At 47.0% G+C, this 24,763-nt stretch carries 23 protein-coding genes and 1 other RNA gene; 9 read left to right on the forward strand and 15 right to left on the reverse strand.

The genetic code is table 11. From position 1 onward, the window contains the following. Positions 1–7 precede the first annotated feature (7 nt). The gene (locus M2387_RS14145) at positions 8–1,336 is read right to left on the reverse strand and encodes an LLM class flavin-dependent oxidoreductase (RefSeq protein ID WP_259050295.1); all 1,329 of its coding nucleotides are present in this window, start codon (positions 1,334–1,336) and stop codon (positions 8–10) included. Positions 1,337–1,851: 515 nt separating this feature from the next. On the opposite strand from M2387_RS14145, the gene M2387_RS14150 reads away from it, so the two are divergent. Together M2387_RS14150 and M2387_RS14155 are read left to right on the forward strand one after the other, a co-directional pair. After that, the gene (locus M2387_RS14150; RefSeq protein ID WP_259050296.1) at positions 1,852–2,769 is read left to right on the forward strand and encodes a cation diffusion facilitator family transporter; all 918 of its coding nucleotides are present in this window, start codon (positions 1,852–1,854) and stop codon (positions 2,767–2,769) included. A 213-nt stretch (positions 2,770–2,982) separates the two neighbouring features. Then, positions 2,983–3,723, forward strand: a complete 741-nt coding sequence (locus M2387_RS14155) for a hypothetical protein (protein WP_259050298.1) — start codon at positions 2,983–2,985, stop codon at positions 3,721–3,723. A 142-nt stretch (positions 3,724–3,865) separates the two neighbouring features. Here the strand turns inward: M2387_RS14155 and M2387_RS14160 are convergent, their stop codons facing one another. From M2387_RS14160 to M2387_RS14195, 8 genes are all read right to left on the reverse strand, one after another. Beyond that, positions 3,866–4,771, reverse strand: a complete 906-nt coding sequence (locus tag M2387_RS14160; RefSeq protein WP_259050300.1) for a fimbrial protein — start codon at positions 4,769–4,771, stop codon at positions 3,866–3,868. Between the two features lie 17 nt (positions 4,772–4,788). Beyond that, entirely contained in the window at positions 4,789–5,292 is a 504-nt protein-coding gene (gene fimG, locus M2387_RS14165) for a type 1 fimbrial minor subunit FimG (RefSeq protein ID WP_259050301.1), read from the reverse strand. Between the two features lie 12 nt (positions 5,293–5,304). Continuing rightward, on the reverse strand, positions 5,305–5,835 hold the full coding sequence (gene fimF, locus M2387_RS14170; protein WP_259050304.1) for a type 1 fimbrial adaptor subunit FimF: 531 nt from the start codon (positions 5,833–5,835) through the stop codon (positions 5,305–5,307). Positions 5,836–5,848: 13 nt separating this feature from the next. Beyond that, entirely contained in the window at positions 5,849–8,422 is a 2,574-nt protein-coding gene (locus M2387_RS14175) for a fimbrial biogenesis usher protein (RefSeq protein ID WP_310572779.1), read from the reverse strand. A gap of 121 nt (positions 8,423–8,543) precedes the next feature. After that, entirely contained in the window at positions 8,544–9,245 is a 702-nt protein-coding gene (locus M2387_RS14180) for a fimbria/pilus periplasmic chaperone (RefSeq protein ID WP_259050312.1), read from the reverse strand. A gap of 42 nt (positions 9,246–9,287) precedes the next feature. After that, the gene (fimI, locus tag M2387_RS14185) at positions 9,288–9,815 is read right to left on the reverse strand and encodes a type 1 fimbrial minor subunit FimI (RefSeq protein ID WP_259050315.1); all 528 of its coding nucleotides are present in this window, start codon (positions 9,813–9,815) and stop codon (positions 9,288–9,290) included. Positions 9,816–9,887: 72 nt separating this feature from the next. After that, positions 9,888–10,424 carry a type 1 fimbrial major subunit FimA gene (gene fimA, locus M2387_RS14190; RefSeq protein WP_259050316.1) on the reverse strand — a complete coding sequence of 179 codons (537 nt, stop codon included), beginning with the start codon at positions 10,422–10,424 and terminating at the stop codon, positions 9,888–9,890. Positions 10,425–10,495: 71 nt separating this feature from the next. Next, positions 10,496–10,975: a helix-turn-helix domain-containing protein gene (locus M2387_RS14195; protein ID WP_259050317.1), complete on the reverse strand. Its 480-nt coding sequence runs from the start codon at positions 10,973–10,975 to the stop codon at positions 10,496–10,498. 1,889 nt (positions 10,976–12,864) lie between these two features. Here M2387_RS14195 and M2387_RS14200 point away from each other — a divergent pair. Continuing rightward, a complete protein-coding gene (locus tag M2387_RS14200; RefSeq protein WP_259050318.1) occupies positions 12,865–13,563 on the forward strand; it encodes a helix-turn-helix transcriptional regulator in 699 nt (232 codons plus the stop codon). A 56-nt stretch (positions 13,564–13,619) separates the two neighbouring features. Beyond that, on the forward strand, positions 13,620–14,219 hold the full coding sequence (locus M2387_RS14205; protein ID WP_259050319.1) for a glutathione S-transferase family protein: 600 nt from the start codon (positions 13,620–13,622) through the stop codon (positions 14,217–14,219). A gap of 388 nt (positions 14,220–14,607) precedes the next feature. On the opposite strand, the gene ffs is transcribed toward M2387_RS14205, so the two are convergent. Further along, an RNA gene (ffs, locus tag M2387_RS14210) (signal recognition particle sRNA small type) lies at positions 14,608–14,704 on the reverse strand. A gap of 166 nt (positions 14,705–14,870) precedes the next feature. Here ffs and M2387_RS14215 point away from each other — a divergent pair. Then, on the forward strand, positions 14,871–15,182 hold the full coding sequence (locus tag M2387_RS14215) for an MGMT family protein (RefSeq protein ID WP_259050320.1): 312 nt from the start codon (positions 14,871–14,873) through the stop codon (positions 15,180–15,182). A gap of 137 nt (positions 15,183–15,319) precedes the next feature. Further along, positions 15,320–16,180 (forward strand): acyl-CoA thioesterase II, encoded by an 861-nt coding sequence (gene tesB / locus M2387_RS14220; RefSeq protein ID WP_259050321.1) that lies wholly within the window; start codon positions 15,320–15,322, stop codon positions 16,178–16,180. Positions 16,181–16,232: 52 nt separating this feature from the next. On the opposite strand, the gene amtB is transcribed toward tesB, so the two are convergent. The 5 genes from amtB to M2387_RS14245 all read right to left on the reverse strand — a co-directional run bounded on the left by amtB (position 16,233) and on the right by M2387_RS14245 (position 22,187). Continuing rightward, a complete protein-coding gene (gene amtB / locus M2387_RS14225; protein WP_259050322.1) occupies positions 16,233–17,528 on the reverse strand; it encodes an ammonium transporter AmtB in 1,296 nt (431 codons plus the stop codon). A gap of 27 nt (positions 17,529–17,555) precedes the next feature. Then, positions 17,556–17,894, reverse strand: a complete 339-nt coding sequence (glnK, locus tag M2387_RS14230; RefSeq protein WP_259050323.1) for a P-II family nitrogen regulator — start codon at positions 17,892–17,894, stop codon at positions 17,556–17,558. A 236-nt stretch (positions 17,895–18,130) separates the two neighbouring features. Further along, entirely contained in the window at positions 18,131–19,903 is a 1,773-nt protein-coding gene (locus M2387_RS14235) for a SmdB family multidrug efflux ABC transporter permease/ATP-binding protein (protein WP_259050324.1), read from the reverse strand. Then, positions 19,896–21,674, reverse strand: a complete 1,779-nt coding sequence (locus M2387_RS14240) for a SmdA family multidrug ABC transporter permease/ATP-binding protein (RefSeq protein WP_259050325.1) — start codon at positions 21,672–21,674, stop codon at positions 19,896–19,898. Before M2387_RS14240 ends, M2387_RS14235 begins: the two co-directional genes overlap by 8 nt. Positions 21,675–21,728: 54 nt before the next feature. Next, the gene (locus tag M2387_RS14245) at positions 21,729–22,187 is read right to left on the reverse strand and encodes an Lrp/AsnC family transcriptional regulator (protein ID WP_259050326.1); all 459 of its coding nucleotides are present in this window, start codon (positions 22,185–22,187) and stop codon (positions 21,729–21,731) included. Between the two features lie 115 nt (positions 22,188–22,302). Here M2387_RS14245 and M2387_RS14250 point away from each other — a divergent pair, with 115 nt between their 5' ends. The 3 genes from M2387_RS14250 to M2387_RS14260 all read left to right on the forward strand — a co-directional run bounded on the left by M2387_RS14250 (position 22,303) and on the right by M2387_RS14260 (position 24,673). Further along, a complete protein-coding gene (locus M2387_RS14250) occupies positions 22,303–23,349 on the forward strand; it encodes a PLP-dependent cysteine synthase family protein (protein ID WP_259050327.1) in 1,047 nt (348 codons plus the stop codon). A gap of 125 nt (positions 23,350–23,474) precedes the next feature. Next, positions 23,475–23,981 (forward strand): MarR family winged helix-turn-helix transcriptional regulator, encoded by a 507-nt coding sequence (locus M2387_RS14255; protein ID WP_259050328.1) that lies wholly within the window; start codon positions 23,475–23,477, stop codon positions 23,979–23,981. Beyond that, entirely contained in the window at positions 23,978–24,673 is a 696-nt protein-coding gene (locus tag M2387_RS14260) for a DNA alkylation repair protein (protein ID WP_259050329.1), read from the forward strand. The genes M2387_RS14255 and M2387_RS14260 overlap by 4 nt, the downstream gene beginning before the upstream one ends. The last annotated feature ends 90 nt before the right edge of the window (positions 24,674–24,763 follow it).

Below are 24,763 nucleotides of genomic sequence, written 5' to 3' on the forward strand. Positions count from 1 at the left end.
ACCAGAATTAGAGAGTATTAACAGGATGTGGAAGACCCAGGCGCTGATGTAACGTCCCCTGGAAATCAAGCGGATTAAGTAACCCGCGTTTACGTAGTAAAGGCACCACTTCAGAGATAAAAAGATCTAAACCTTCAGGTAGGGTTGGAGGTAATAACATAAAACCATCGGCCCCTCCTCGCTCATACCATTCAACCATCCGATCGGCGATGTGTTCAGGCGTTCCGGCTATCTGCCAGTGGCCCCTTGCCCCGGCAATGCGGCGAGCCAGTTGTAAAACGTTCAGGTTCTCGCGCTCCGCCAGTTCCTGGAGCAACGTTTGCCGACTGGCAATCGAATTAGATGGCGGTAATTCAGGTAACGGACCATCCGGGTCAACATCACTTAAATCAATATCCCCCAGATAGCTTCCAAGCAATGCCAGAGCAACCTGAGGAGAAACGCGTTCTTGCAGTGCCTCAAATTTGGCTTTTGCTTCAGCCTCGGTACTGCCAATCACCGGGAAAATCCCCGGCAATACAAGCAAGGGGTCCGCATGACGACCCGCTTTTTCACGCCTGGCCAGTAAATCACTGCGATATGCCTGGGCAATAGAAAGATCCGGGGCTGCGGTAAAGACCAGGCTTGCGTAACGTGCCGCCAAATCGCGTCCGGCACTGGATGCTCCAGCCTGAACCAGGACTGGGTGACCTTGCGGAGACGGGAAGACGTTCAGCGCCCCTAAGCTACGAAAATATTTACCCTGAAATTCAGCGGGACGCAGGGCATCCGCTTCAAAAAATACGCCACTCTCTTTATCACGCGGAAAACGTTTAGGATCCCAGCTCTGCCATAATTTCAGCGCTGCCTGAATAAACTCTTCAGCACGTTCATAGCGGGCATCATGACGAAACTCGGTGGCATTAAAATTAGTGGCTTCACTGGAAAGCGATGAGGTGACGATATTCCAGCCCACTCTCCCGCCACTAATAAGATCAATAGATGCGAGCTGGCGAGCCAGTAAATAAGGTTCATTAAAAGTCGTACTGGCAGTGGCAACTATTCCGATTCGTTCTGTTGAAGCGGCCACTGCGGTAGCCAGAGTTAAAGCTTCAAAACCATGGGACCACTCATCAACACGACGTGTCGCTTCAAGGGGGCCTTCAGGAATACCGAGTCTGTCCGGAAAAAAAGCAATATCAAAACCCGCAGCTTCGGCTGCGCGCGCGGAGTCAATATAATGAGAAAGCGTAATATTCGCTTCAGGTGAAGTAGCAGGATCGCGCCATGCGGCGACATGATGGCCTGTAGGATAATGCATTAAAGAAAGTATTAACGGCTTTTTTTTACCAGACATAACAGAGACTCCACGTTGTTCTGTGAAAAAATTATCTGCTATTTTTGTAATCTACAAATGCTTTAAATTGCTAAAGAAAGCGTTATTTTTATCTATGCAGTACGATAAAGGGCTATTTACAACCCTCTGTTTAGTCAGTATTTCTAACAAACAATGAGTTAGTCGCAGCGAGACAGATTAGTAATCCCAGACTATTATAATTTTTCGTTTCCTCAGCAAAGATAACGTTATAAGAGAACGAACTACCCGCTATCTTCGATAAAACATATTTATCCTCATCAAATATTAATTCTGATGATGAAATAAAAATATTAATTAACAACCCCTCAAGTTAATTATATTGAATATCACAAGCACAACTTATCAAATTAATAAAACTAGTTATTAAGAATCATTATTATTCACAAAAAATACCACAATGCATATTAACCAAAACACCATAAAAAGTTAGCCTAATAGATATTCATCGGTTATTATTACCGGGTTGTAATATTTTAATCTGAAGAGTATCAGTAATGACAAGTATAAATATAGAAAATGATAATAAATATCATGAGCGTTCTCGTGCTGCTCGCAACAGTACTTTAGTGAGCGTGGTAGTGAATCTTTTTTTATCCTGCTTCCAGGTTATCACTGGCGTATTCTCTGGATCTCAGGGGCTTATTGCTGACGGGATGCATTCCTTTTCAGATTTAATCGCTGACTTTGTCGTACTGGTTGCCAATAAAAAAAGTCGTAAGCCTTGTGACAATGACCATCATTATGGTCACTGGCGCTATGAAAATGGCGCCTCACTGATTATTGGCGCGATACTTTGCCTGGTCGGGGCCGGTATGCTGTGGTCGGCAATGGGCAAATTATGGCATCCGGAAACAATACCTGAAGTCCATATGGTTGCACTGTGGGTTGCCTTAGGCGCCATCTTCATTAAAGAAATTCTGTTTCGCTATATGTTAAAAGTAGCCAAACGCGTACAGTCTTCGATGCTGATTGCTAACGCCTGGCATGCCCGTTCAGACGCCGCTTCCTCAGTGGTTGTAGCAGCCGGTATTATTGGTAACCTGGCGGGATTCACCTGGTTTGACCCAATAGCTGCGATGATTGTTGGTGTGATGATTGCGCTGATGGGCTACCGTTTCACCGCCGAAGCGCTAAATGACTTAATGGACCGCTCTGCCGATACCGAGACCGAACAAGAGATTAAAAATACGATCCTCGCAGTGGAAGGCGTCGATGGATTACATGATGTGAAAACCCGTAAAGCGGGTGACCTTATTCTGGTTGATGCTCACCTGGAAGTGAACGGCTCGTTGTCAGTAAAACAAGGCCATGATATTGCCGTTGCCGTCAGAAAGCAGGTGCTGAAAGACCACGATGTGCTGAATATTATGTTGCATATTGACCCGATTATTCCTCAGAAAGAAGAACACTGAGGCGTTTCCACGTAAAATCAGCGGGTCTATTGATATAATTCAATTCCATTTGCGACATCACTCGGTCCTCTTCAGCACCCGAGCCATACCCTCAGACTTGTTACCGAGTACAGAGATATTATATTCAGACCAGCTATTAATGTGGCAAACTAGATGCAACGTTGGGCCTTGCTGGAATAACCCCCAGGCAACTTGAAGTGTGGCGGGTATATCATGAGTTATCTGATTGCGTTCGTTAGATTTGCAGAATCTGATCTGGATTATCCGGTGGAGTGTTATCGAACGGATATCAAACCTGGCGAAGAGGTCGTTATCCGGCTGGCAAACTCAATACTTAAGTCAGCCACGGTCGTGAGGATGGCCTATTTAAACTGGGACTGTAAGGGGCGCATCGAGTGTAAGTTGTCAGAAGCCGCAACCCGAAAACTCAGCCCGGAGTACAAGCCTGATATTGCGGAGATTACCGTTGGTCTCACGACTATCGAAGCCATGATGATACAGCTTAGGAAAACGGGATGGACTCCGCTTAAACCGGTATCAAAGCAGTATCGAATCGCTGCCACCCATTGCAATAAGACACAAACTGCCAATATATTTTTCCGTAAAAATGGCGTCGATCTGCAAATTCTTCCAGGACTCCCCCCTTCTCGCCCGGGCAATTTTAGCAAAATTAATATCAGCCTTAGTGAAGGACGTGTAGTCAGGCACTTTTTATCGCAGACCACATTCAATCTGTATGAAGGAATTGGCCGATTCGCCCGCTGTTTTCTGGCCAATGAAGATAACTACGATCGATTTTTTAAATCCGTGGGTTCATCCGACAGGGCCAGACAAGAGGTGAAAAACAGAGTACATGACTCAAGCCCTGAACAAGAGATGAGCTTAAGAGAAGCACTTAAAGGCTGCGAAGACGGAACCGGCAGGATCTATCTTTCTGACGGGATTTATATTTAAATAATAGTTGTTACGCATATTGTTTAAATAAATCATTAATACGCATCAACCCGCTTCATCAGTTCATAACCAAAACAATTATTTCAAAGGGCAGAATATATGAATGCTAATATACAGCTTATATACGCTGCCCTGCCGTATATTACTCGTATACAAACGTCACGCCAATAATGGACTGAACGTTTCCCGCAGTAAGTTGCCCGCTGGTTCGCGCATAGTTAGCAGACAGGCCTAAATCAACTGCTGAGGTTCCCACCGGCCCTAATGATATGAGGCTGTTGGTCGGGATAGTATTGCCATTACGAGAAATCTGAATGCCAACGCCTTTAGCCGGAGATGTGGAAGCCGAATTAGTAAAGGTATATCGCGCGACATCCTCCGTAGTCCCGGAAAGAAAGTAGCCTATATTTTGCTGCTGAACACAGTGAATCATCAGCGGAATGGCAGTAGAGGCTGGATATTCCGGTAGCGTTACCGTCACATTACGGGCAGAGACATCACAGCCACCGGTTGGAACAACTACGTCATTGTTCGCATAAATATTCCAGACAAACTGAAAATTATCGCTATTGACGTTGTTAGTTTGCCTGAGGATGAGTACGGCAATTAATGATCCAGCAGAAACAGCGACCCCACCTGCAGTATTCACGGGCGTGAGATAGAGTATCGTTGGCCAGGGTCTGTCGGCTTTTGAGTTATAAATGACCCGAGCCGTTTCGCCAGTGGTGGGAAATGGATATCTGATCCTGTCATAACTGACCGTACCCGAGAAACTCGCCAGTACACCACCGTAGGCGGAGCCACGATTTAGCGTCACGTAGTCAATCATGGTATCAGGCCAGTCGTTATGACAAAAAATCTGTGTTGAAAGATCGACCACCAAGTTTTCCCCGAGACTGACGGTAGGAGCAAGATTGACGTAAACATTCGCCGAACCACCGCCGATAGGGATCACTGTTCCATTTGCTGTTTTGCAGGCAAAAGACCAGGCATTCAGTGACCAGCACGCCAGCAGTAATGTTGTCATCAGGGTAACTATTTTTTTCATTATTTTCTTCTCTTCACTCAGGCGTAGGTATAAGTGATGTTAATCACCGCCTGAATAGTGCCTTGAGTGGCTCCACCCTTGACGGTTAATGCGCGGACTTGCAGCGGAAATAGAGCAGACTGGGTTGCCTCATCCACCCGCACCTCTTTTTGTGATCCCGTGTTCAGCGTGGTGCCTGTGTCATCTTGTAACTCAAGCTGGATATTTCCGGCTGTGCCGCCATTTTTGTAGTAGCCGGTGGCATCTGATGTACCACTAAAGCGGGCAGTGACTCTGGATGTCCCCTCCGGACAATTACTCAGACTGAGTGCCGCGTCATGCCAGACTGAGGCTGAACCGGCATTCATCAGATCGAAAGTATAAAGATCTCCGAGATTAACGGTCGCGTTAGTCGTGGAAACAGTGCAAGGTTTAGCCACGACTTTACCGTTAACGGTGATGGTCACATCGGCAGCCTGTAGCATCGGTACAGATACCACGAGCAGCGCAGCCAGAAGCCACCTGACAGAGTTAAATTTCATCAGTGTCTCCTGTTACTGAAACTCAAGGGTGAATGTTGCTGTGGCATTGACGAGCCCGGCAGTAACTGGAACGCGTGTTGCCATCAGGCGGGCATGAAAATTAAGCGTATTACTCTGTCCCGGAGTCAGGGAGGTCCAGGGAATAGCAGATGAAGGTGCATTCATGGGCAGTATCGCCTGTTGCCCATCAAGGATTTGTACTCCCATGCCCGCCGCTGCAGAAGGCCCGCTATCGAGTTTTAGCAGATCGGTATTGAGCGTGTCAGCAATACCAACAAAACCAACCTTTACGGCTGTAACCACATTGCTACAGGCTGACAGTACGATATTAAATGGAACCAAGGGTGTAACAGCGCCAACCGCGTGAAACTGCTTTGCACCATTCCCCATCAGGTCAACGGTAAAATTTTTCGATTCATCACTAACGATGCAACCGCTATCCCGAACCTGGCCGCTGATGGTAATAGTGCTATCAGCTGCGTAAGCGCTACTGGCAATAGCGAAGGATACGCAGGCACTCAGTAGTTTCAGAATATTTCTCATGATGATAGCTTCCTTAACGACACTCAGCGGAGAGTTGGCTCAGCATCTGGTTCTGGCTTTCTGGCGGCAACTGATACTCAGCTTCACAGCTAGCGTCAGGATCGTCTCCCCACTTTGCCTTTACCTTTCCGCTCAATGGCATCCCACTCATATAGACCTGGCCGTTGTCAGCCACAATGCTGTTATGGTTACCCTCAGAGGTGACTAATGCACCAAATGGGACGGGCTTCCCCTTATGAACAAGCGATATCAGTAACTTGAGCCCCACATTTGCTTTAAATTCAGCGCGGACAATCGCGCCATGAGTCGGAACCACCCAGGCAACCGCATCATCCAAATCAATGTTAGTTGCCAGGCTATTGGTATCCAGTGCGACTCTATTTTCCCGATATTCGGTTGCGTATGGCAGCACGGCGTAACCGCGCCAGTCAGTCCTGACGCCAGTCTGGTTTTCTACTTTTACATTATCCGCGCCAGGCGCCTTAATCAGCACTACCGTGTCGTTCATAGGCTGGCTCAGAGTCAGTCCATTAGCATGAGCCAGCACGCCACCGCTCAGGCCATAATAAAACTGTTTAATATCGTTGCTGCGACTGTAGCCAATGTTGGCATTGCCGTAGCCACCACGATAATTTAATGCTGTATAGCCGGATTCACCGCTTTTGCCGCCGCCGCCTCCTGTGTAGCCGGCCTGGGCGCTGTAGCTCAGGTTGTTATCCTCCAGCAATGTACCGTAGAGTCCCGCAAGGCTGGTTGTCCGTCCGTTAAGATCATTCGACATGCTGTAGCTGGTGTTAGCATTTCGCCAGACCGATTTACTGTCAGATCGCATCCAATGGCTAAATGGAATATTGACGTTAACCGCCAGCATTTGATCGCGCCCCTGCTGCCAGGCATTTTTCGTCAGGCTATAGCTCAGTGTTAAGTTGATATCATCGATGGCAGTGTTCAATCCTGCCTGAAATTGCTGGTCGGTTTTACTGGTATTCCAGTAGCTCTGGTGGCTGGCACTCAGATAAAAGGTCGCCGTGCGCCCGAGCTGCTGAGTAACGCTAGCCTGTACTTTCCCGCGTTTATTAAACGAAAGATTATAGTAATCGGTAAACTTCGGTTGGATCTCGATGACACCGTCCTGAGTCTCCACGGTATAACCACTCATCCGTTTGTAAGTGGTATCAGCAAGGCTGAAAAAACCTTGTGTGGAATAGCGATAGCCGACTAGCTGGATATTAGTCCCGGTTTCCGTAAGCGATTTATTATAGAGAAAACGCAGTGATTGCCCCTGATCTTCACTGTCATCGGGCAACCGGGCCTTTGCATGAGTGATATCCATAGAGAACGCCCCCAGATTACCCAAGTTTTTTCCTATACCAAAATTAAGTGCACGATAGCGATCGGCCAGTTGCAGACCACCAAACAGCGTCCAGCCTGCTGAGAGTCCGCGTAAAAGAGTTCCCTGGAAAAATTTTGGCTTTTCCTGCTGGTCACTGCCACTACGAAACGATCCTGCCGCAAGGGTATAGCGCGTATGACCTTCACGCTGAAGTAGCGGTACAGATGAATACGGAACACTGAATGACTGAGTGCTACCATCAGCCTCTTTGATTGTCACCTGCAGGTCGCCGCTATTACCCGCCGCATAAAGATCGTTAATGACAAAGGGGCCTGGTGGAACCGTATTTTGGTAGATCTCATAGCCATTTTGTTTAATCGATACTTGAGCGGTACCGCGCGCGATCCCGTGGATAGTCGGGGCAAATCCCTTCAGACTATCGGGCAACATATTGTCATCAGTGGCCAACTGCACTCCGCGGAAATTTATACCGTCAAAAATATTATCCGTGGTGTAGCTATCACCCAGCGTCAATCTGGAGCGTAAAAATGTTATATCGCGCTCAAGCCAGGTATTGATGTGCTGCCATTTATTTTCATTGGTAGAAGAACTGCCACTGCTGCTGTAGCTCCATGTACTATTATCACGCAGGCGCCATACACCTAAATTCAGCCCACTTTGTAAGTTCAGGTACGCGTAGGTACTACTACCGCTCACCCCATTCTGGACGTTATTACCCGTGAAGTTGTAGTTCAGCAAACCCGCATTAATTCCGTGATCCCAGAGATCTGGCGATATATAGCCACGAGCATGGTTACCCATATAAATCTGGGGAATAGTCAGAGAGAGCCGCTGCTGGCCGGTATCAAAACTTGTTGTCGCATCTTTGATAAGCTCCGTTAAGGGTACGCAGGTATCAGCTGACAGCACATTAATGCCACTGATAGACGACGTATTAACCCCCATACTGGCAAGCTGATCGCGAGTCAGACAGGGCGTCAGACCTTGACCATTTTCGCCAGCACTAAAGGTAATATCACGGGTAGTTATATATCCGTCATTGAGATAGATATCGGTGCGATAGGTTCCTGGCGGTAATTCCTGACCTTTTTCAAAGTTAGACAGATCCGCAACAGCAGCAGGATCGTCAGATAAAAAACGCGGGTTAAAATAAAGCTCTGCCTGTGCGGAAAAGACGGGTAAAACAAGCAAATAAATAATCGGGAACCGTACCAACTCGCGAATAGAACCCAGGATAATACTCCGGCTATCCAAACAGTTAAGTCCATATTTAAGATGTGACACAGTCCCTCCAGCCCAGTATTGTCCGGAAATCGATATTTTTAGTTCAGGGAGAGAATGACTTCCCGATGAGTTACTGCACTATGCCTTGCATGCGCGGAGTGAGTGCGCCGTAGTCATTAATAGTCCGATAGGTGATATCTCTTCCTGCATCGGAAGGTAAATCGACGCTGACTTCCCCCATCGGTGGGACTAAAGCATTTTTCAGGACCCGAGTACCCGCATTCAGGTCAGTAACCGTCAGGTAGTAAGGGGTCGGATTAATCAGAGTCAGTGAGCCGGTATTACGACGAAATGTCAGTTTCTCAGCAGCCTGATCCGGTGGCAGGGACAAATTCGCCGGGCGATAATAGAGTTTGATACGACTAATAATGGCTAGCTGAAGAGTATTTTCGTTCAGCTTTGATTTGTCCATGGAGGGAATAGCTTTCACATTCATCCAAAACAGACTTTCCCGATCCTGAGGTAACTTGTTATTACTGGCATCAAGAATACGCAAGGTATTCTCTTTTTTTCCCTGCATCGCAACCAGCGGTGGGGTAATAATAAAATTGCCGTCTTTAGCTCCATTATCATTTTCTATCCATGACTGAATCAGATAGGTATTGTCGTCATTATTTGTAACGGCTAATTGAACCTGCTTCTGTCCGGCCGGATAAATGACGCGTGTCGCTCCCAGCGCTACGCCTGCTTGTGCATAATTGACATAACCAGTAGCCGCTACCAGTAAAAGTCCTGCGAGTAAACCACGCAGGGTGCCTAATATATTGTTCATACTTACCTTTTCCTACTTACTAATATTTTCTGCCTACACGTATTACTGGTAGGTCAGAGAGAACCAAGCCTGAGCATTGGCAGCTCCACCGGTAATGTGATTCCCGGTAGCGCGATATTTGGCGACAAAATGCAACGTGGTCGGGCCCGTATACAGCTGTGTCCATAATGAGGGTGGCGCATTAAGCGGGATAAGGCTGCCTGATTTATCAAACAGAGCGACACCAATGCCGGTGGCGATACCCGGCCCCTCACCCACGGAGAGTACATCGGGGTCTTTGCCATCGGCGACACCCTGAAACGTTACGCTGACTCGCTGACTGACAGCAGTACTACACTCTTGCAGATGGATCTCGAAAGGAATCGGATTTTTATCTTCTCCGACTGAATGAAACCAATTACTGCTTATTTGCCCCATGTTGACCGTCATTTGCCGATCGGAAGCTTCAACACGACAAGATTCAGCAATAACAAGTCCCTGAAAATGCATCATTCCACCAGCCAATGTGATGGCGCTAGTGGAAAGCGGAAGTAGCAAAAATATCAACAGACCTGACTTCACCCTTTGCATTGTTATCACCTTCTTCTTATTCAGATAACGAGCCATCCTTGGCTCAAGATGCATCCTTATACTGCTAAGAAATTACTCGTACTGAACTTTAAACGTTGCATCGGCATTAGCTGTACCAGCGGTCGCAGCACCTGTTGCATAGTAGCGAGCCTGAAGTGGGATAATGTTGGTGCCATCAGTAAGCACCGTTTGCTCGCCGATAGTCGCACCATCCAGCGCTAATGGAACACCGGTACGGTCCAGGATCTGGATACCAACGTTAGTTGCGCCACCCGCAGCTGAACCTTGCAACGCAAGGACAGTTGGGTTAGTGCCATTAACAGTGGTGCCAGAAAACGCGATAGCTGCCTTTTCTGAAACGGTTGGGTCACAATCATTCAGCTGAATGTTGAAACCAACGGCTGAGCTGGTGCTACCCGCGCTGGCGAGTTTAGCTGAACGAACCTGGCCTAACTGGACGATTTGATCGATAGAACCAGCATCCACTGCGCAGGCTGCGTTAACAACTTCACCTTTAAAATGTACAGTTCCGCCATTTACAGTAACGGCTTGAGCAGCTACAGAACCAAAGGAAAGTGCTGAGATAACGATAAGTGCCAATTTGTTCATGATAAATCTCCAATTTATTAATATTATTAAAAATGCCTGAAACGATATTTCACTTTATAAAACAGGTACAACTAGATATAGAGCTTTTGAAAAGCCATTCTGTTTTTAAAACCTAACTTTCTCATTAGATTACGTCGATGCGTATAAATAGTTTTAATTGTTATACCAAATTCATCTGCTATCTCTTGGTTGCTTTCACCCCGACACAACATACTTAGTATTTGTTTTTCACGCATACTCAGATTAAATTTAGTATGATAACCCCCTGAAATTTCTTTCTTTAAAAAGAAATCCAGGATACTTTTCGCATTACACTTTTTATCCAGAACAGTTACCTTTTCAAATGACTCAGACTTATAAAAAGCCAAATCACTGGAGGCAAAAGCAACAACCTTCCTGTCCGGAAAATAAATCAAATCCTCACTTGAAAGGCTATTAGAGTCCAGATCTACAATTACATAAAAATTATCAATAAGTTCCACGCCGAGTAGTTCAATAATACCCAGGGTAAAATACTTATCTTTAGAGAAAATATTCTTTGATAGATTCATACATCATCACGATCTCATCCTATGTTGATCTTTATTTCATCTCAAATAACACCACCCCACGAGCTGAGAGTAATTTACCATTATCTTTGTTAACTAGGTACACATCTAGTAACCGAAAGTATCTTACACTAACAAAATGACGTAAAACAACATATCACACAGACGATTAATCCTAATATCGAATTTAAAGACCAGAAAAATTCAATTTAACAGATGTTAATATAAGTATAACGATAGGGCTTGGTTATCATTTATTAAGAAACAATAGGCGCACTCTTTGTATTAGAATTTTCTTAGGTACATTTCCTTACGATATGACCATATTGCAAAAATGTTAAATATTAGTGTTTTTTTATTCTCGATTATTTAACACTGTTTTCCATCATATTTTTTACTGACTAAAACTTGAATGATAAAAAATAAATTTTAAGATTTTTTCTTCTTATAAATAATGAGTTATTCGTATATTGATTTATCAGTTAAAAAATTAACCTAAAAAACCAGAGTTTACTAAGAATATTCTGGGGCTCACGGATTCAGGGGTAAATACTTATATGTTAAAGGATTAAAAGAGCCTGAAGATGGATATACTCCGCAGAGACAATATGTTACTGAGGTTAGCCAGGGGAATCATACGTAAAACCAGAGTTAACAATAACATCATAAGCCATTGATAAATATAAAAATTATAAATTAATAACTATAAAGATCTTGTCATAAGGGTCGTTATTACTTGGCCCGTAGACAGAGTTATCCGTGTATTTTAATTGCTGAGATAAAGAAAAGCCGGAGAGTTGCCTGAGGCGGAGTCAGGGAAAGTAAAATAGACTAAATTTCTTTATCCAGAGAAGACGCCAATTCGTTGTAATGTAAAGATTTATATTAAAAACACGCAGTGCACTAGGGATAAAAAACGCGATAAACTATTTCTATTAACTGTAATACAGCAATACATGATACGGTTTCGATTAACTTGAATGCTGTGATTCAGAGGCCTTTCGCAGAAGGAAGAATTACGGCTGACAAGCATAAAAATTTGCATAAAATTTTTAGATAAAATCTGACTTGTCTGGAAAATATCGAAATACTTATTATCCTTTGCCCCGTCATTCTATTAAGATTACTCCGAATAATGGATTTCACGCGCTCTTAATTACACGAAAGAATTGCATTTAACAAAATAACCTCCGCGATAAATATGCCAGGATTAAAAAGATAGCTCGTTTTCCCATCATGGTAATAGATAGGTTATATCTAAAATTCATGCCGCTTTTTAGCAGACGGGTTATACATTGCGATTTTTAGGAATTATTCTTACACGCTATTATTAAAAATTCATTTTATTGCCCCTATTACTGATTGGACGCAAACGCTTTCGTTGAGACATAAAAGTCGCAAGATGAGTCAATCTTGGTTGAAATATATAACCAAACGCACAATGATGGGCTCTTCTTACTCTGCCATTCATCTCTACAATAAAATGGAGGTGCTCTTTTTTCTGTTTTGAAAATATTATTGTTAATTATGGTGTTATCTGTCTCTTATCTTGCTAGCAAATGATTAAATGATAACCATGGCAGAGAACCTTAAATCCATGTGCTAACACCCGGCATGCCTGGAAAAACTGAAAAGAGGAGAGTTCAGTATTGGGTGAGGCCTGCCTGGTAAGTCAATTTCAATATAAACAATTATTTTCAATACGCTAAAAAGCAGTGCGGCAAATAATTTTTAGCGGGCCAGTTATACAGCGCTCCGGACATGCTTACTGTGAGAGTAAGTGAACATAGATTATTGCGGTCAACATTCCCTGCCGTGCAAACTGGGTGCATAGTTTTAACCCCGACGGTTTCCTATATACTTAACGCCTTTATTTTATTTGCAGAAAACATATGACCCGTACCCAGCGTTTACTGACATTACTGCAACTGCTAAAAGAAAATCGCTATCCAATGACAGCCGGGCAACTCGCCGCTCAGTGTGACGTCAGCGTTCGATCTATCTACCGCGATATTGAAACTCTGCGTCAACAGGGGGCTGAAATTGTCGGTGAAGCGGGTATCGGCTTTCTTTATAAATCAGGCTTACTGCTTCCTCCTTTGATCTTTGATATCGCTGAACTGGAGGCACTGGTTCTGGGTTTGCGTTGGGTTGAAAGCCATGGCGATAACGAGCTTGCAGCCTCAGCAAAACGTGCCGCAGATAAGATAAGCGGAGTGGTTAAGCCGGAATCACAGTCTGTTTTTCAGCAAAATTCACTTTTTGCTCCCAGCACCCGCCTTTCACAAGTCAAGGATCCTATTGCCATTGCCTTACGCCGTAGTCTGAGAGAAGAGTGTAAAATTCGAATTAAGTATCAGGATCAGGCGCAACAGTTAACGCAGAGAGTGATTTGGCCAGTGGCATTGGGTTATATGCATGAGGTTCAAGTGGTTGCCGCCTGGTGTGAACTGAGAGGTGACTATCGCCATTTTCGGCTGGACAGAATCAATGAACTCTTTCCCCTGGCGGATAAATACCCTTATCCGAAAGGATATTTGCTGGCACAGTGGCGAAAAAGCATTTTGACAGAGGCTCCTGACAAGAACTGACACACCCCCTCCCTATACTCTCCTGGCTGAATATTACATTTTTCAAGGAGAGCAACATGAGTACATTGACGCTGTATACCAATGCGATGTCCAGAGGTAATACTATCGACTTGCTGTTCAGATTCTTAAATATTCCCTACCAACGTATAGAATTAGCTTATGGAGAGGAGATGCATACTCGCGAATATCTCGCTCTTAACCCGATGGGAAAAGTACCGACTCTCACTGACGGTGACATTGTCGTGACCGAAAGTGCAGCAATTTGTCTCTATCTTGCAGATAAATTCCCGGAAAAAGGTCTTTGCCCAGCATTAAATGCACCTGAAAGAGCCAGTTATTACCGCTGGTTTGCTTTTGCTGCAGGTCCTTTGGAAGCGGCTTTTACCGTTCAACAAATGGGAATCGAATTAACGGAAGATCAGCAGCATATGTCAGGTTTTGGATCCTGGCAGCGCGTGATGGCGTGCATAGAAAGCGAGTTTAATAAACTCTCACCCTATATCTGCGGTTCCTCATTAACTGCGGTGGATATTTATCTGGGCTATTTTTTAATTTTTCTCGAAAAGATAAATATGCTGCAGGGTTATCCGGTCATTACCCGCTATCTTGATACTTTGAAGCAGCTACCCGAGTTTAAGGCGGGAATGGAAAGTTAATATTGGCTTCCTGAGGCCTATCATTCAATTTTTTGTAGTGTATACCCAAAATAATTCGAGTTGCAGGGCAAAACATTAACTTTCTTAACAACGTATGAGCGTTATCCCGTCAGGACGAGGCGAATTAATGAGTCTTAAAACGCGGCAAGTGATTCGGGTGCACGAATTCAGCCAACGCGTATGCAACTTGAAGTATGGCGGGTATATAACAACAATTCACTGTCCACGCTCGTTAAACACTATGGCGAGATTGGGCTGGTGAATTGGCCTGATCCGCATTGATTAGCGTCTAAGGTGAGACACAACTTTGATACCACTGGAACTTTGGGGAGAGTATTCAGTACTTTTATCGTTAAAGATTAAGTACTTACCCAGAATTGGGTGGGGGCCCTACCAGCTACATCCCGGCACACACGACGCCTGCTGCGGCTGCTTCCTTCCGGACCTGACCGAGTTCACAAGTTAGTGTTGCGGGAGAACCAATAGGGCCCCCATTGAGGGCGTTGTTATCCAACGCGCAGCCGCATTATCCACATTGACCAGGGCAATTGCAAGGCGTGACAGATTAGATGTTGTTTTATTGTGCATTTATTACTTGGCGTCCGGGCTAAGCCCGATTATTCTTAGCTGGCTTTGATTCAGGAGACTGGCATGGATAACAATGATTCCTTCCCACAGCGGGTCTACCACATCCTGGCCGCTATTCCTGAGGGCTATGTAACCACCTATGGTGATATTGCAGCTCTGGCAGGCTCACCGCGCGCAGCAAGGCAGGTCGGAGGGGTGTTGAAGCGTTTGCCTGAAGGGAGTCGCCTGCCCTGGCACCGGGTGGTTAATCGTCTGGGGCTTTTATCTTTAACAGGGCCAGACTTTCTACGTCAACGTGAAGCATTAGTCGCCGAAGGTATTCAGGTATCAGGTAGCGGCCAGATAGATATGGCACGCTATCGCTGGCGTATCTAATCGTTTAATCGTACCTGAGACTTTCGTATTACCCCACCCAAGTGCCCTATTTTTACCTGATTCAGCATTAGCCCCTGCTAAAAGGGGTAGCATGATATAATCACTTCTGTATCGCTTTACCTTTTTGAGGACACGTTATGAGTCAAGCGCTTAGCAATTTATTAGCATTACTTAATCTGGAAAAGATTGAAGAAGGACTGTTCCGCGGTCAAAGCGAAGACTTAGGGCTACGTCAGGTATTTGGCGGACAAGTGGTCGGGCAGGCACTGTATGCAGCAAAAGAAACTGTCTCAGCAGACAGACTGGTGCATTCATTCCATAGCTATTTCTTGCGCCCCGGCGATAGCCAGAAACCTATTGTTTATGATGTAGAAATATTGCGTGACGGTAATAGTTTCAGCGCACGCCGTATATCGGCGATTCAAAATGGTAAACCTATCTTTTATATGACCGCCTCTTTCCAGGCGCCGGAAACCGGTTTTGAGCATCAAAAACAGATGCCCGAAGTACCCGGTCCTGCGAAACTACCATCAGAGACTGAAATAGCCCGTTCTCTGGAAAAGTTTTTACCTCCGGTGTTTAAAGAGAAATTTCTCTGCGAACGTCCTATCGAAATGCGTCCAGTGGTGTTTCATAACCCACTGAAAGGCCATGTTGATGTCCCGACTCGTCAAACCTGGATGCGGGCGAATGGCCCTATGCCTGATGACTTCCGCACTCATCAGTCGTTACTGGGTTATGCCTCTGACTTTAACTTTCTGCCAACCGCTTTACAGCCTCAGGGACTCGGTTTTCTTGAGCCCGGAATGCAGGTAGCCACCATTGACCACTCTATGTGGTTCCACCGTCCATTCAATCTGAATGACTGGTTATTATATAGTGTGGAAAGTACCTCTGCTTCAGGTGCGCGTGGTTTTGTTCGCGGTGAATTTTATAATCAGGAAGGCGTGCTGGTTGCATCGACGGTACAGGAAGGTGTTATCAGACAGCGTAGTTAAAATGCTTATCCCTCGCCCTTTCAAGGCGAGGGATGATAATTATCAGTCAAACTTAGTTGTTATAAGCACTCTCGCCATGGCTGTTTACATCCAGGCCTTCACGCTCTTGTTCTTCGCTGACACGGACACCAACAGTGAGGTCTGCCAGTTTGAAGCCGATATAAGCCACCACACCAGACCAGACTAAAGTGATAGCGATACTTTCCAGCTGTACCAGTACCTGGGCACCCATGGTCATATCTCCTGCGTATCCAACACCGCCCAGTGAAGTTGCCGCGAAGACACCGGTCAGGATACAACCGACAATCCCGCACACACCATGAACACCAAACACATCACAAGGGTCATCTACACGCAGCCATTTTTTCAGCAGCGTCACGCCCCACAGTCCGGCGAAACCGGTCACGACACCAATAATCATCGCGCCACCCACACCGACGAAACCACAAGCCGGGGTGATACCGACCAGACCGGCAATCGCACCAGAACAGGCACCCAGTAACGAAGGCTTGCCGCGTAATATCCACTCACCAAATACCCAGCCGAGGATACCTGCTGCGGTAGCAACCACGGTATTCACAAACGCCAGTCCGGCAATTTCGTTGGCTGCACCAGCAGAACCGGCGTTAAAGCCAAACCAGCCAATATACAGAATCGCAGTACCGGTAAAGACCATCGGCAGGTTATGCGGTTTGAAGGCTTCTTTGCCAAAACCAGTACGTTTACCGATGAAGTAAGCACCTACCAGACCTGCAATTGCAGCGTTAATATGCACCACAGTTCCGCCAGCAAAGTCCAGCGCACCGTGAGATGCCAGTAAACCACCGCCCCAGACCATATGCGCTATCGGCAGGTAGGAGAAGGTAAACCACACCACAACAAAGATAAGGATCGCAGAGAAGCGAACGCGTTCAGCCAGAGCACCGACAATCAGCGCAACGGTAATACAGGCAAAGGACCCCTGGAATGCCACGTGGATATATTGATATATCGTTCCGGTGACAGTGGTAATTTCCATATTACTCAGCATCGCCCAGTCAAAGTCACCGAAGAAACTGTTGCCAGGACCAAATGCCAGCGAGTAACCGTAGACCACCCACAGAACACAAACCAGCGCAAAACTAACAATGATTTGCGACATCATGGAAAGGACGTTTTTAGCGCGAATCAGGCCGCCGTAGAATAATGCCAGTCCTGGAATAGTCATAAACAGGACCAGCGCAGTACAAATCATCAGAAAAGCGTTATCGGCTTTATCTGCAACCACCACAGCAGCAGGTGCAGCCATCGCCAGCGCAGGCATCAGAGCCAGACCGCCAAAAACCAAGTATGAAGTGAGTCTTTTCATGTTTTCCGTCCGTTTGCGGTCAATTAATTACAGGGCGTCTTCATCTGTTTCACCGGTACGAATCCGGATTACGCGTTGCAACTCAGTCACAAAAATCTTGCCGTCACCAATTTTTCCGGTCCAGGCTGATTTACTCATTACGTCAATCACTTCATCGAGCTGCTCATCGGTAATAGCCACTTCAATCTTCACCTTAGGTAAAAAATTGACATTATATTCAGCCCCACGATACAGCTCGGCATGTCCCTTCTGACGTCCAAAACCTTTGACTTCAGTTACGGTGAGCCCTTGAATGCCGATTAAAGAGAGCGCTTCACGTACGTCTTCGAGTTTGAATGGTTTGATAACCACAGTAACCAGCTTCATAGATCCTCTCCTCTTGAGATCAGGTCATTACCTGTATGGAGTTATTAAAAGCAAGTCCCGTGCCAAAAGTTCATCAGCGGTTTTTTTTGTGGCAGAAATGGGGATCGTGAAGCGCGGGAAGGCGTTTATGGATAAGCAAAAGGGTATGGGCTAAAAAAAACGCACCATTGCAGTGCAATGATGCGTTACCTGATATCCAGTCCGGTGCAAAACGTTAAAAATGGGTCTCTTTTATGTTAAGCAAGGGCGGCATCTTCCTGAATGGTCGCCACTAATGCCTCACCGGCTAACTGAAGCTGATACATCTGCCAGTAACGCCCCTGCTGTGCCAGGAGCTGACTGTGTGTACCACGTTCAACTGCCTGACCACGATGAAGCACCAAAATAGTATCCGCATCAGTGATAGTCGAAAGTCGATGAGCAATGACGATGAGCGTGGTTTTTTTCCGTACCACCGCAAGTGCTTGCTGAATAGCCTGCTCGGTTCCGGAGTCAATATTGGCGGTCGCTTCATCCAGAATAAGAATTCGTGGAATATCCACCAGCACACGAGCCAGTGCCAGTAATTGCTTTTGTCCGACAGAGAGATTATTTCCCTGCTCGCCAAGCCGGGTATGAATGCCCTCAGGCAGTGCACGCGCGAAATCGGCCATCTTTACCGTTTCCAGCGCCTGCCAGACCTGGCTTTCACTGATATCCCGTCCCAGGGTTACATTGACAAAGAAAGAGTCAGCCGTAACCACCGGATCTTGTTGCACCATCGCAATACCACTGCGGAGAACCTGGTGGCTGAGAGTACTGAGCCCTCGTCCATCAAGATAAATTTCTCCGGCAGTTAACGGGTAATAGCCCATCAGTAAATTCGCCAGGGTGCTTTTACCACTCCCGGTATGCCCCACTAGCGCTACAAAATTGCCAGAGGGGATCTCAATACTGATATCGTCCAGCACTTTATTATCATCACGATAAGCAAAAGAGAGATGATTTATCGCGATACTTCCGCTTTCCAGAGGGCGGCTATCGTGCCCATAGTCCTGACGTTTACCATCCATCAGTTCGAATACGCGCTCTCCGGCTACCACCGCCTGCTGCAAAATGGACTGCTGAGTGGTCAGTTCAATTAAGGGTTCATTTAGCCGACTCAGATAGTTGATAAAGGCATACAGCACCCCGACTTCAATCATGCCCGGTTCGCTGAAACCAAATAGCAGCAACAGACCGCAGAGGATCATCGCGGCAAACAGGCTCAATAATGGACGGAGTAACCAGCCATCCAGCCGCAAGGTTTGCATACGCGCCAGATAATGCGAGCGGCTTGACTGCCCCATGCGTTCACCAAAACGGGCCTGCTGGCGAAACTGCTGAATAATCGCCATCCCATTGATGATTTCATTGAAGCCATTGTTGATATCCGCCAGATAGCCACGAACCCGCCGTACAATCGGCGTGCTATAGCGCTGATAAATAAACATCACCGTAAATACAGCCGGGAACATCGTGATAGCGACTAATGCCATTCGCCAGTCAAGACTGAACATCGCCACCAGCATGACACTGATCAACGCAATACTGCGTAACACGGTAGAGACGACCGTAATATACAGATCGCGTATCACCTCTGTGTCATTGGTAATACGCGAGATAATCTGGCCGACCGGCTGAGTATCAAATGCGCTCAACGGCTGGCGCAGCGCTGCATCCATCACATCACTACGCAGTTTTTGTACGACTCCGACGGCTGCGGTATTAAATAGCAGTGCCTGATAGTAATTCAGCAATGCTGCCAGCCCGACTAACAGCAGATAAGCCGTCGCCAGCCCGGCTACCAGGCCAAGCGGCAGGCGGTTCTTTGCTACCAGGTTATCAATAAAATAACTGACTAATACCGGACCTGTGACTTCTGCCGCGGCGGCAATCCACATGATGATCATCGCCCACGACAATGGCTTACGCCAGGGCAGACCATAGGCAAGGAGACGTTTAATCGTTGGCCATTGTAGCTTACGCATTGCTCTCTCCCTGGCTTCTTGCTGGCTGCTGATAATCATCCAGCGCCGCTTCCAATTGCTGATAACGATACATATCCCGGTACCAGCCCGTTTCTGCGACTAATTCATCATGGGTGCCGCGCTGGCTGACATTACCATGCTGTAGCACCAGAACTTCACTGGCCTCGGTCAGAGCAGAGAGCCGATGCGCACTGATGATTACGGTGCGTTGTTCACCCCACTGGCGCAAATTAGCCAGAATTTCATGCTCAGTACGCCCGTCAACGGCAGAAAGCGCATCGTCGAGGATCAAAATCTCAGCATCCAGTAACAAAGCTCGCGCAATAGAAATACGTTGTTTCTGACCACCCGAGAGCATTACGCCGCGTTCCCCGACTTCGGTTTCATAACCCTGAGGCAGACGCAGAATATCGTCATGAACGCAGGCCAGACGAGCAGCCTCTTCTATTTGTTGCCGGGTAGCGGTCGGGTGACCTAAGGCAATATTACTGGCCACAGTGTCGGAAAAGAGGAACGGCGTCTGATTTACTACAGCTAGTCGGCTTCGCCAGCTGTCGAGAGTCAGCTGCTTCAGGGGAATATCGTGATAGCGGATCTCCCCCTCGTCCACATCGAAGTGGCGCTGAATCAATGCCAGCAAGGTACTTTTCCCGCTTCCCGTAGGACCACACAATCCAAGCATTTCGCCCGGTTTCAGGACCAGAGAGACCTTCTCCAGCACCCCTTGTTCGGTTTGCGGATAACAAAAGCGATTCACGTTAATATCAAGGCTGGCACGCCCGTCAGGAACCGGCTGAGTACCATCGATCACCTGAGGTTTTTCATCAAGCAGGGAACGAATACGGCTGTAGGCTGCGCTGCCACGTTCAACGATGTTAAACATCCACGCCAGCGCCAGCATCGGCCAAATCATTAATCCGAGATACATCATAAAACTGGTTAACTGCCCAAGAGTTAACTGCCCTTCAACTACCATCCAGCTACCACCGCCAATTGCCAGGAAATTGGCAACACCGATAGCAACATAGATAGTCGGGTTAAAACGGGCGTCAACGCGCGCTACGTGCATATTTTTCGCGCCCGCATCTTCGGCCTCTTCAGAAAATAATGATGACTGTCTGTCTTCAAGCCCGAATGCCTTGATCATCCGGATACTGGTCATACTTTCCTGGGTGCGGTTATTAAGGACTGAAAAAGCCGCCTGAGCCACTTTAAAGCGTTCATGCAAACGGGCACCATCACGCTTAATCACCAATGCCATAATCGGCATGGGTAACAGCGCCAGTAGAGTCAGCGGGAAACTTATCTGGGTCGACATAACAATCAATACCGCAAGCCCCATCACCAGGGAGTCAACCAGCGTCAGTACGCCCTCTCCTGCCGCAAATACCACTCTGTCCACATCGTTGGTGGCTCGCGCAATCAAGTCTCCGGTACGATAACGCTGATAGAACTCTGGGTGATGTCGGCTCAGTTTCTGGTAATAGTCTTCGCGTAGCTCAATCGCTAACTGATAGGATGCCCCAAACAGCAGAACGCGCCAGACATAACGCAGCAGATAGACGGTAACGGCAATCGCCAGGATAACGCCAATCCACATAAGAATTTCTGACGATGTCAGGGTTTGCTGATGAACACCGTCAATAATCACGCCCACCAGTTTAGGCGGGAACAGCTGTAGCGCTGCAATGATTATCAATAATGATACCGCTCCGAGATAGCGTCGCCACTCGCGAGTAAAATACCAGCTTAATTGAGCAAATAATCGCACGAAGTTTACATCCTGAGTTGCAGCAGCCGCGCCCCGGCACTGCTTGAAAGTACATTACGCAAGCGGCAATGCAGTAGTATATTTTATCTGTTCCATGGCAAAACTCGACGTCACATCGCTGAGTCCCGGTATGCCATTAACGAGCCGTTTATAGAACTCATCATAACGTTTCATATCAGCCACCTGAACTTGTATCAGGTAGTCATACTCACCGGCCATACGCCAGAACCCTAAAACCTCAGGCATAGCTTCGACGACAGAGACAAACTGACTGTACCATTCACGGCTGTGTTGCTGGGTTTTAATCAGCACAAAAGCGGTCAGTGCCAGTCCTAGTTTTTCCGGATCAAGTAAGGCGACTTTGCCGCGAATATAACCGTCATCTTCCAGGCGTTTTAAGCGTTTCCAGCAAGGCGTGGTGGTCAGATTAACGGCATCGGCCAGGGTCTGCAAAGAGAGCGTACAGTCATCTTGTAGTAGTGCGAGCAGCTGACGATCTATTTTATCTATCATACCCTATCCAAAGAGAATAATTTTCTACTATGAGAGCTATTTGAAGGAAAATTAGCAACTTTTTTATCTTTATTTTACGTTATTCTACGCACAAATTGCTAAAAGAGAATGTGCTATGACCAATGCCTGGGTTAACAACGCTATCAGCGAAATTAATGCCGATTATCAACGTTCGGCAGATACCCATTTAATTCGTTTTGCTTTACCGGCATTTCCGGGAATTCAGCTCTATTTAAAAGACGAGAGCACCCATCCGACCGGTAGCCTGAAACACCGTCTGGCACGCTCTTTATTCCTCTACGGCCTGTGTAACGGCTGGATAAAAGAAGGGACAACCATTATTGAGGCTTCTTCAGGCTCAACAGCCGTATCAGAAGCCTATTTTGCCCGACTGTTAGGGCTGCCGTTTATTGCCGTGATGCCCGCCTGTACTGCCAGACGAAAAATAGAACAAATCGCTTTCTATGGCGGTCAATGTCATTTTGTCGATCATCCCGCTGAAATCTATGCCGCCTCGGAAAAACTCGCCCGCGAGCTGAACGGGCATTATATGGATCAGTTTACCTATGCCGAGCGTGCAACCGACTGGCGGGGTAATAACAATATCGCGGACAGTATTTTCCGCCAAATGACCCATGAACCCCATCCTATCCCGGATTATATCGTTATGAGTGCCGGTACCGGGGGGAGTTCAGCAACACTGGGGCGCTATATACGTTATCAGGGATATAAAACTAAATTACTGGTGGTTGATCCACAACATTCAGTCTTTATGGACTACTGGCTGCAACGAGACTGTGGGCTCACCAGCCCGACAGGCAGCAAGATAGAAGGTATTGGTCGGCCACGTTGCGAGCCCTCTTTTATTCCGGATGTCATTGATGACATGATGCGCGTTCCGGATGGTGCCAGTGTCGCAACCATGCAATGGCTGGAGACATTACTGGGACGTAAAGTGGGCGCGTCTACTGGAACCAATATGTGGGGCGTACTTCAGCTCGCTGCGAAAATGCATGCCGAAGGGCGTAGCGGTTCGATTGTCACTCTGCTCTGCGATAGCGGTGAACGTTATCTGGATACCTACTACAACTCACAATGGGTTGAAGAAAATATCGGTAGCTTACAACCCTGGCAGCATAAACTCAGTGAGCTGATAAAGTAGCGATCCTCCCGATCCCACATTATTCGATGATAATGTGGGATACCTCGCATTTTGAAAGTATCTGGTAGATATTAGTTCTTTTATTTGATTATAGTTAGGCACCATATTATATGGAGCCATCAAATATGATCCTTGAACAAAAATACCAGGCACTCCTGCAAGAAGCACAGCGCCGTCAGCTTCCTGATATAGAAGGCATTCAACTGTGCTTTCAAACCCTCTCTCTGGCCTCACATATTGACAATGACTGCGCCAGATTACTGGCACCGCAGGGATTATCCGAGGGGCGTTTCGTGATGTTATTTCTGCTCGATAGTGTCGGCGAAGCGCTAGCCCCCAATGAACTGGCTGAACGAGCAGGTGTAACCCGAGCGACCGTAACAGGACTCCTCGACGGTCTTGAACGTGAAGCGTTAATCGAACGCCTGCCAGCAGAGCACGATCGCCGCGCGATTCGCATCCAGCTCACCGACAAAGGCAGACAAACAGCGAAACAGGTTTTTGATAGTCACAGCACCTGGATTGCCAGTCTTTTTGGCCACCTGTCCAGGACCGAACGTGAACAGCTGGCGATGCTGTTGAATAAGGTATCGACCGGCCTGATTCACTCGGAAAAGGAACTCCCCCAATGAGCCAGCTCATGCCACGTAAAGGCTTCAGTCGTACCGCGGATATTCCGCCCGATATTCTGCACGCCTTATCACAAGGCCTTATCCCCAGTGCCACACTGACCGAAGGGCTGGCACTCGATCAGACTCAACTATTACAGGCCGTTTTTCCCGGGCTATCAGAATCCGTAGTGGCCGCAGCCAGAGCAGCTTGCCAGTTGAGCATTCTTAAGCGAATGCAGGCTATGGGTATTCTGTTACTCAATGAGTCAGGGGCTGAGGGTCTTAATCAATGCCGTACACATGATTCAGATACCGTTCGTGGCTGGGCATGTTTTATGATTGGGGCGCAAACTGGGCTGACTCTTCAGGCACGATTAGACTTGATTCAGCCTCTGGCGGATGACGAACATTTTGGCGTCCGTGAATGGGCCTGGATGGCGGTACGCCCGCATCTGGTGCAAGATTTGACCGTCACCATCACTTATCTGACCGCCTTGACACGCTCACCTTCTGAGAGAATACGTCGTTTCGCCAGTGAGGCTATACGCCCGCGCGGTGTCTGGTGCAGCCATATTGCCGAGTTTAAACAGTACCCTGACACCCTTACGCGCCGATCCTTCAGTCTATGTCCAGGACTCCGTCGCAAACTGGCTCAACGATGCCGCAAAAGACCAGCCTGTCTGGGTAAGCCAGCTTTGCATGCAATGGCTTGAAGATACACCGGCTGATGCGACCCGGCGGATATGCCAGCGCGCTTTACGAAATCTGAAATAAAGAGAATAACCCACAGGTTAATTTTCACC

The organism is Klebsiella sp. BIGb0407 (genome assembly GCF_024807845.1).
Classification (GTDB): domain Bacteria; phylum Pseudomonadota; class Gammaproteobacteria; order Enterobacterales; family Enterobacteriaceae; genus JGM124.

Bases quoted from the DNA above. Each gene is read 5' to 3' on its own strand.
- M2387_RS14250 (WP_259050327.1), top strand. From the start codon at position 22,303: ATGACCAATGCCTGGGTTAACAACGCTATCAGCGAAATTAATGCCGAT.
- M2387_RS14195 (WP_259050317.1), bottom strand. From the start codon at position 10,975: ATGAATCTATCAAAGAATATTTTCTCTAAAGATAAGTATTTTACCCTG.
- glnK (WP_259050323.1), bottom strand. From the start codon at position 17,894: ATGAAGCTGGTTACTGTGGTTATCAAACCATTCAAACTCGAAGACGTA.
- amtB (WP_259050322.1), bottom strand. From the start codon at position 17,528: ATGAAAAGACTCACTTCATACTTGGTTTTTGGCGGTCTGGCTCTGATG.
- fimF (WP_259050304.1), bottom strand. From the start codon at position 5,835: ATGAGAAATATTCTGAAACTACTGAGTGCCTGCGTATCCTTCGCTATT.
- M2387_RS14155 (WP_259050298.1), top strand. From the start codon at position 2,983: ATGAGTTATCTGATTGCGTTCGTTAGATTTGCAGAATCTGATCTGGAT.
- M2387_RS14260 (WP_259050329.1), top strand. From the start codon at position 23,978: ATGAGCCAGCTCATGCCACGTAAAGGCTTCAGTCGTACCGCGGATATT.
- M2387_RS14180 (WP_259050312.1), bottom strand. From the start codon at position 9,245: ATGAACAATATATTAGGCACCCTGCGTGGTTTACTCGCAGGACTTTTA.
- M2387_RS14200 (WP_259050318.1), top strand. From the start codon at position 12,865: ATGACCCGTACCCAGCGTTTACTGACATTACTGCAACTGCTAAAAGAA.
- M2387_RS14205 (WP_259050319.1), top strand. From the start codon at position 13,620: ATGAGTACATTGACGCTGTATACCAATGCGATGTCCAGAGGTAATACT.
- fimA (WP_259050316.1), bottom strand. From the start codon at position 10,424: ATGAACAAATTGGCACTTATCGTTATCTCAGCACTTTCCTTTGGTTCT.
- M2387_RS14245 (WP_259050326.1), bottom strand. From the start codon at position 22,187: ATGATAGATAAAATAGATCGTCAGCTGCTCGCACTACTACAAGATGAC.
- M2387_RS14255 (WP_259050328.1), top strand. From the start codon at position 23,475: ATGATCCTTGAACAAAAATACCAGGCACTCCTGCAAGAAGCACAGCGC.
- M2387_RS14235 (WP_259050324.1), bottom strand. From the start codon at position 19,903: ATGCGTAAGCTACAATGGCCAACGATTAAACGTCTCCTTGCCTATGGT.
- fimG (WP_259050301.1), bottom strand. From the start codon at position 5,292: ATGAAATTTAACTCTGTCAGGTGGCTTCTGGCTGCGCTGCTCGTGGTA.
- M2387_RS14150 (WP_259050296.1), top strand. From the start codon at position 1,852: ATGACAAGTATAAATATAGAAAATGATAATAAATATCATGAGCGTTCT.
- M2387_RS14160 (WP_259050300.1), bottom strand. From the start codon at position 4,771: ATGAAAAAAATAGTTACCCTGATGACAACATTACTGCTGGCGTGCTGG.
- tesB (WP_259050321.1), top strand. From the start codon at position 15,320: ATGAGTCAAGCGCTTAGCAATTTATTAGCATTACTTAATCTGGAAAAG.
- M2387_RS14215 (WP_259050320.1), top strand. From the start codon at position 14,871: ATGGATAACAATGATTCCTTCCCACAGCGGGTCTACCACATCCTGGCC.
- M2387_RS14145 (WP_259050295.1), bottom strand. From the start codon at position 1,336: ATGTCTGGTAAAAAAAAGCCGTTAATACTTTCTTTAATGCATTATCCT.
- fimI (WP_259050315.1), bottom strand. From the start codon at position 9,815: ATGCAAAGGGTGAAGTCAGGTCTGTTGATATTTTTGCTACTTCCGCTT.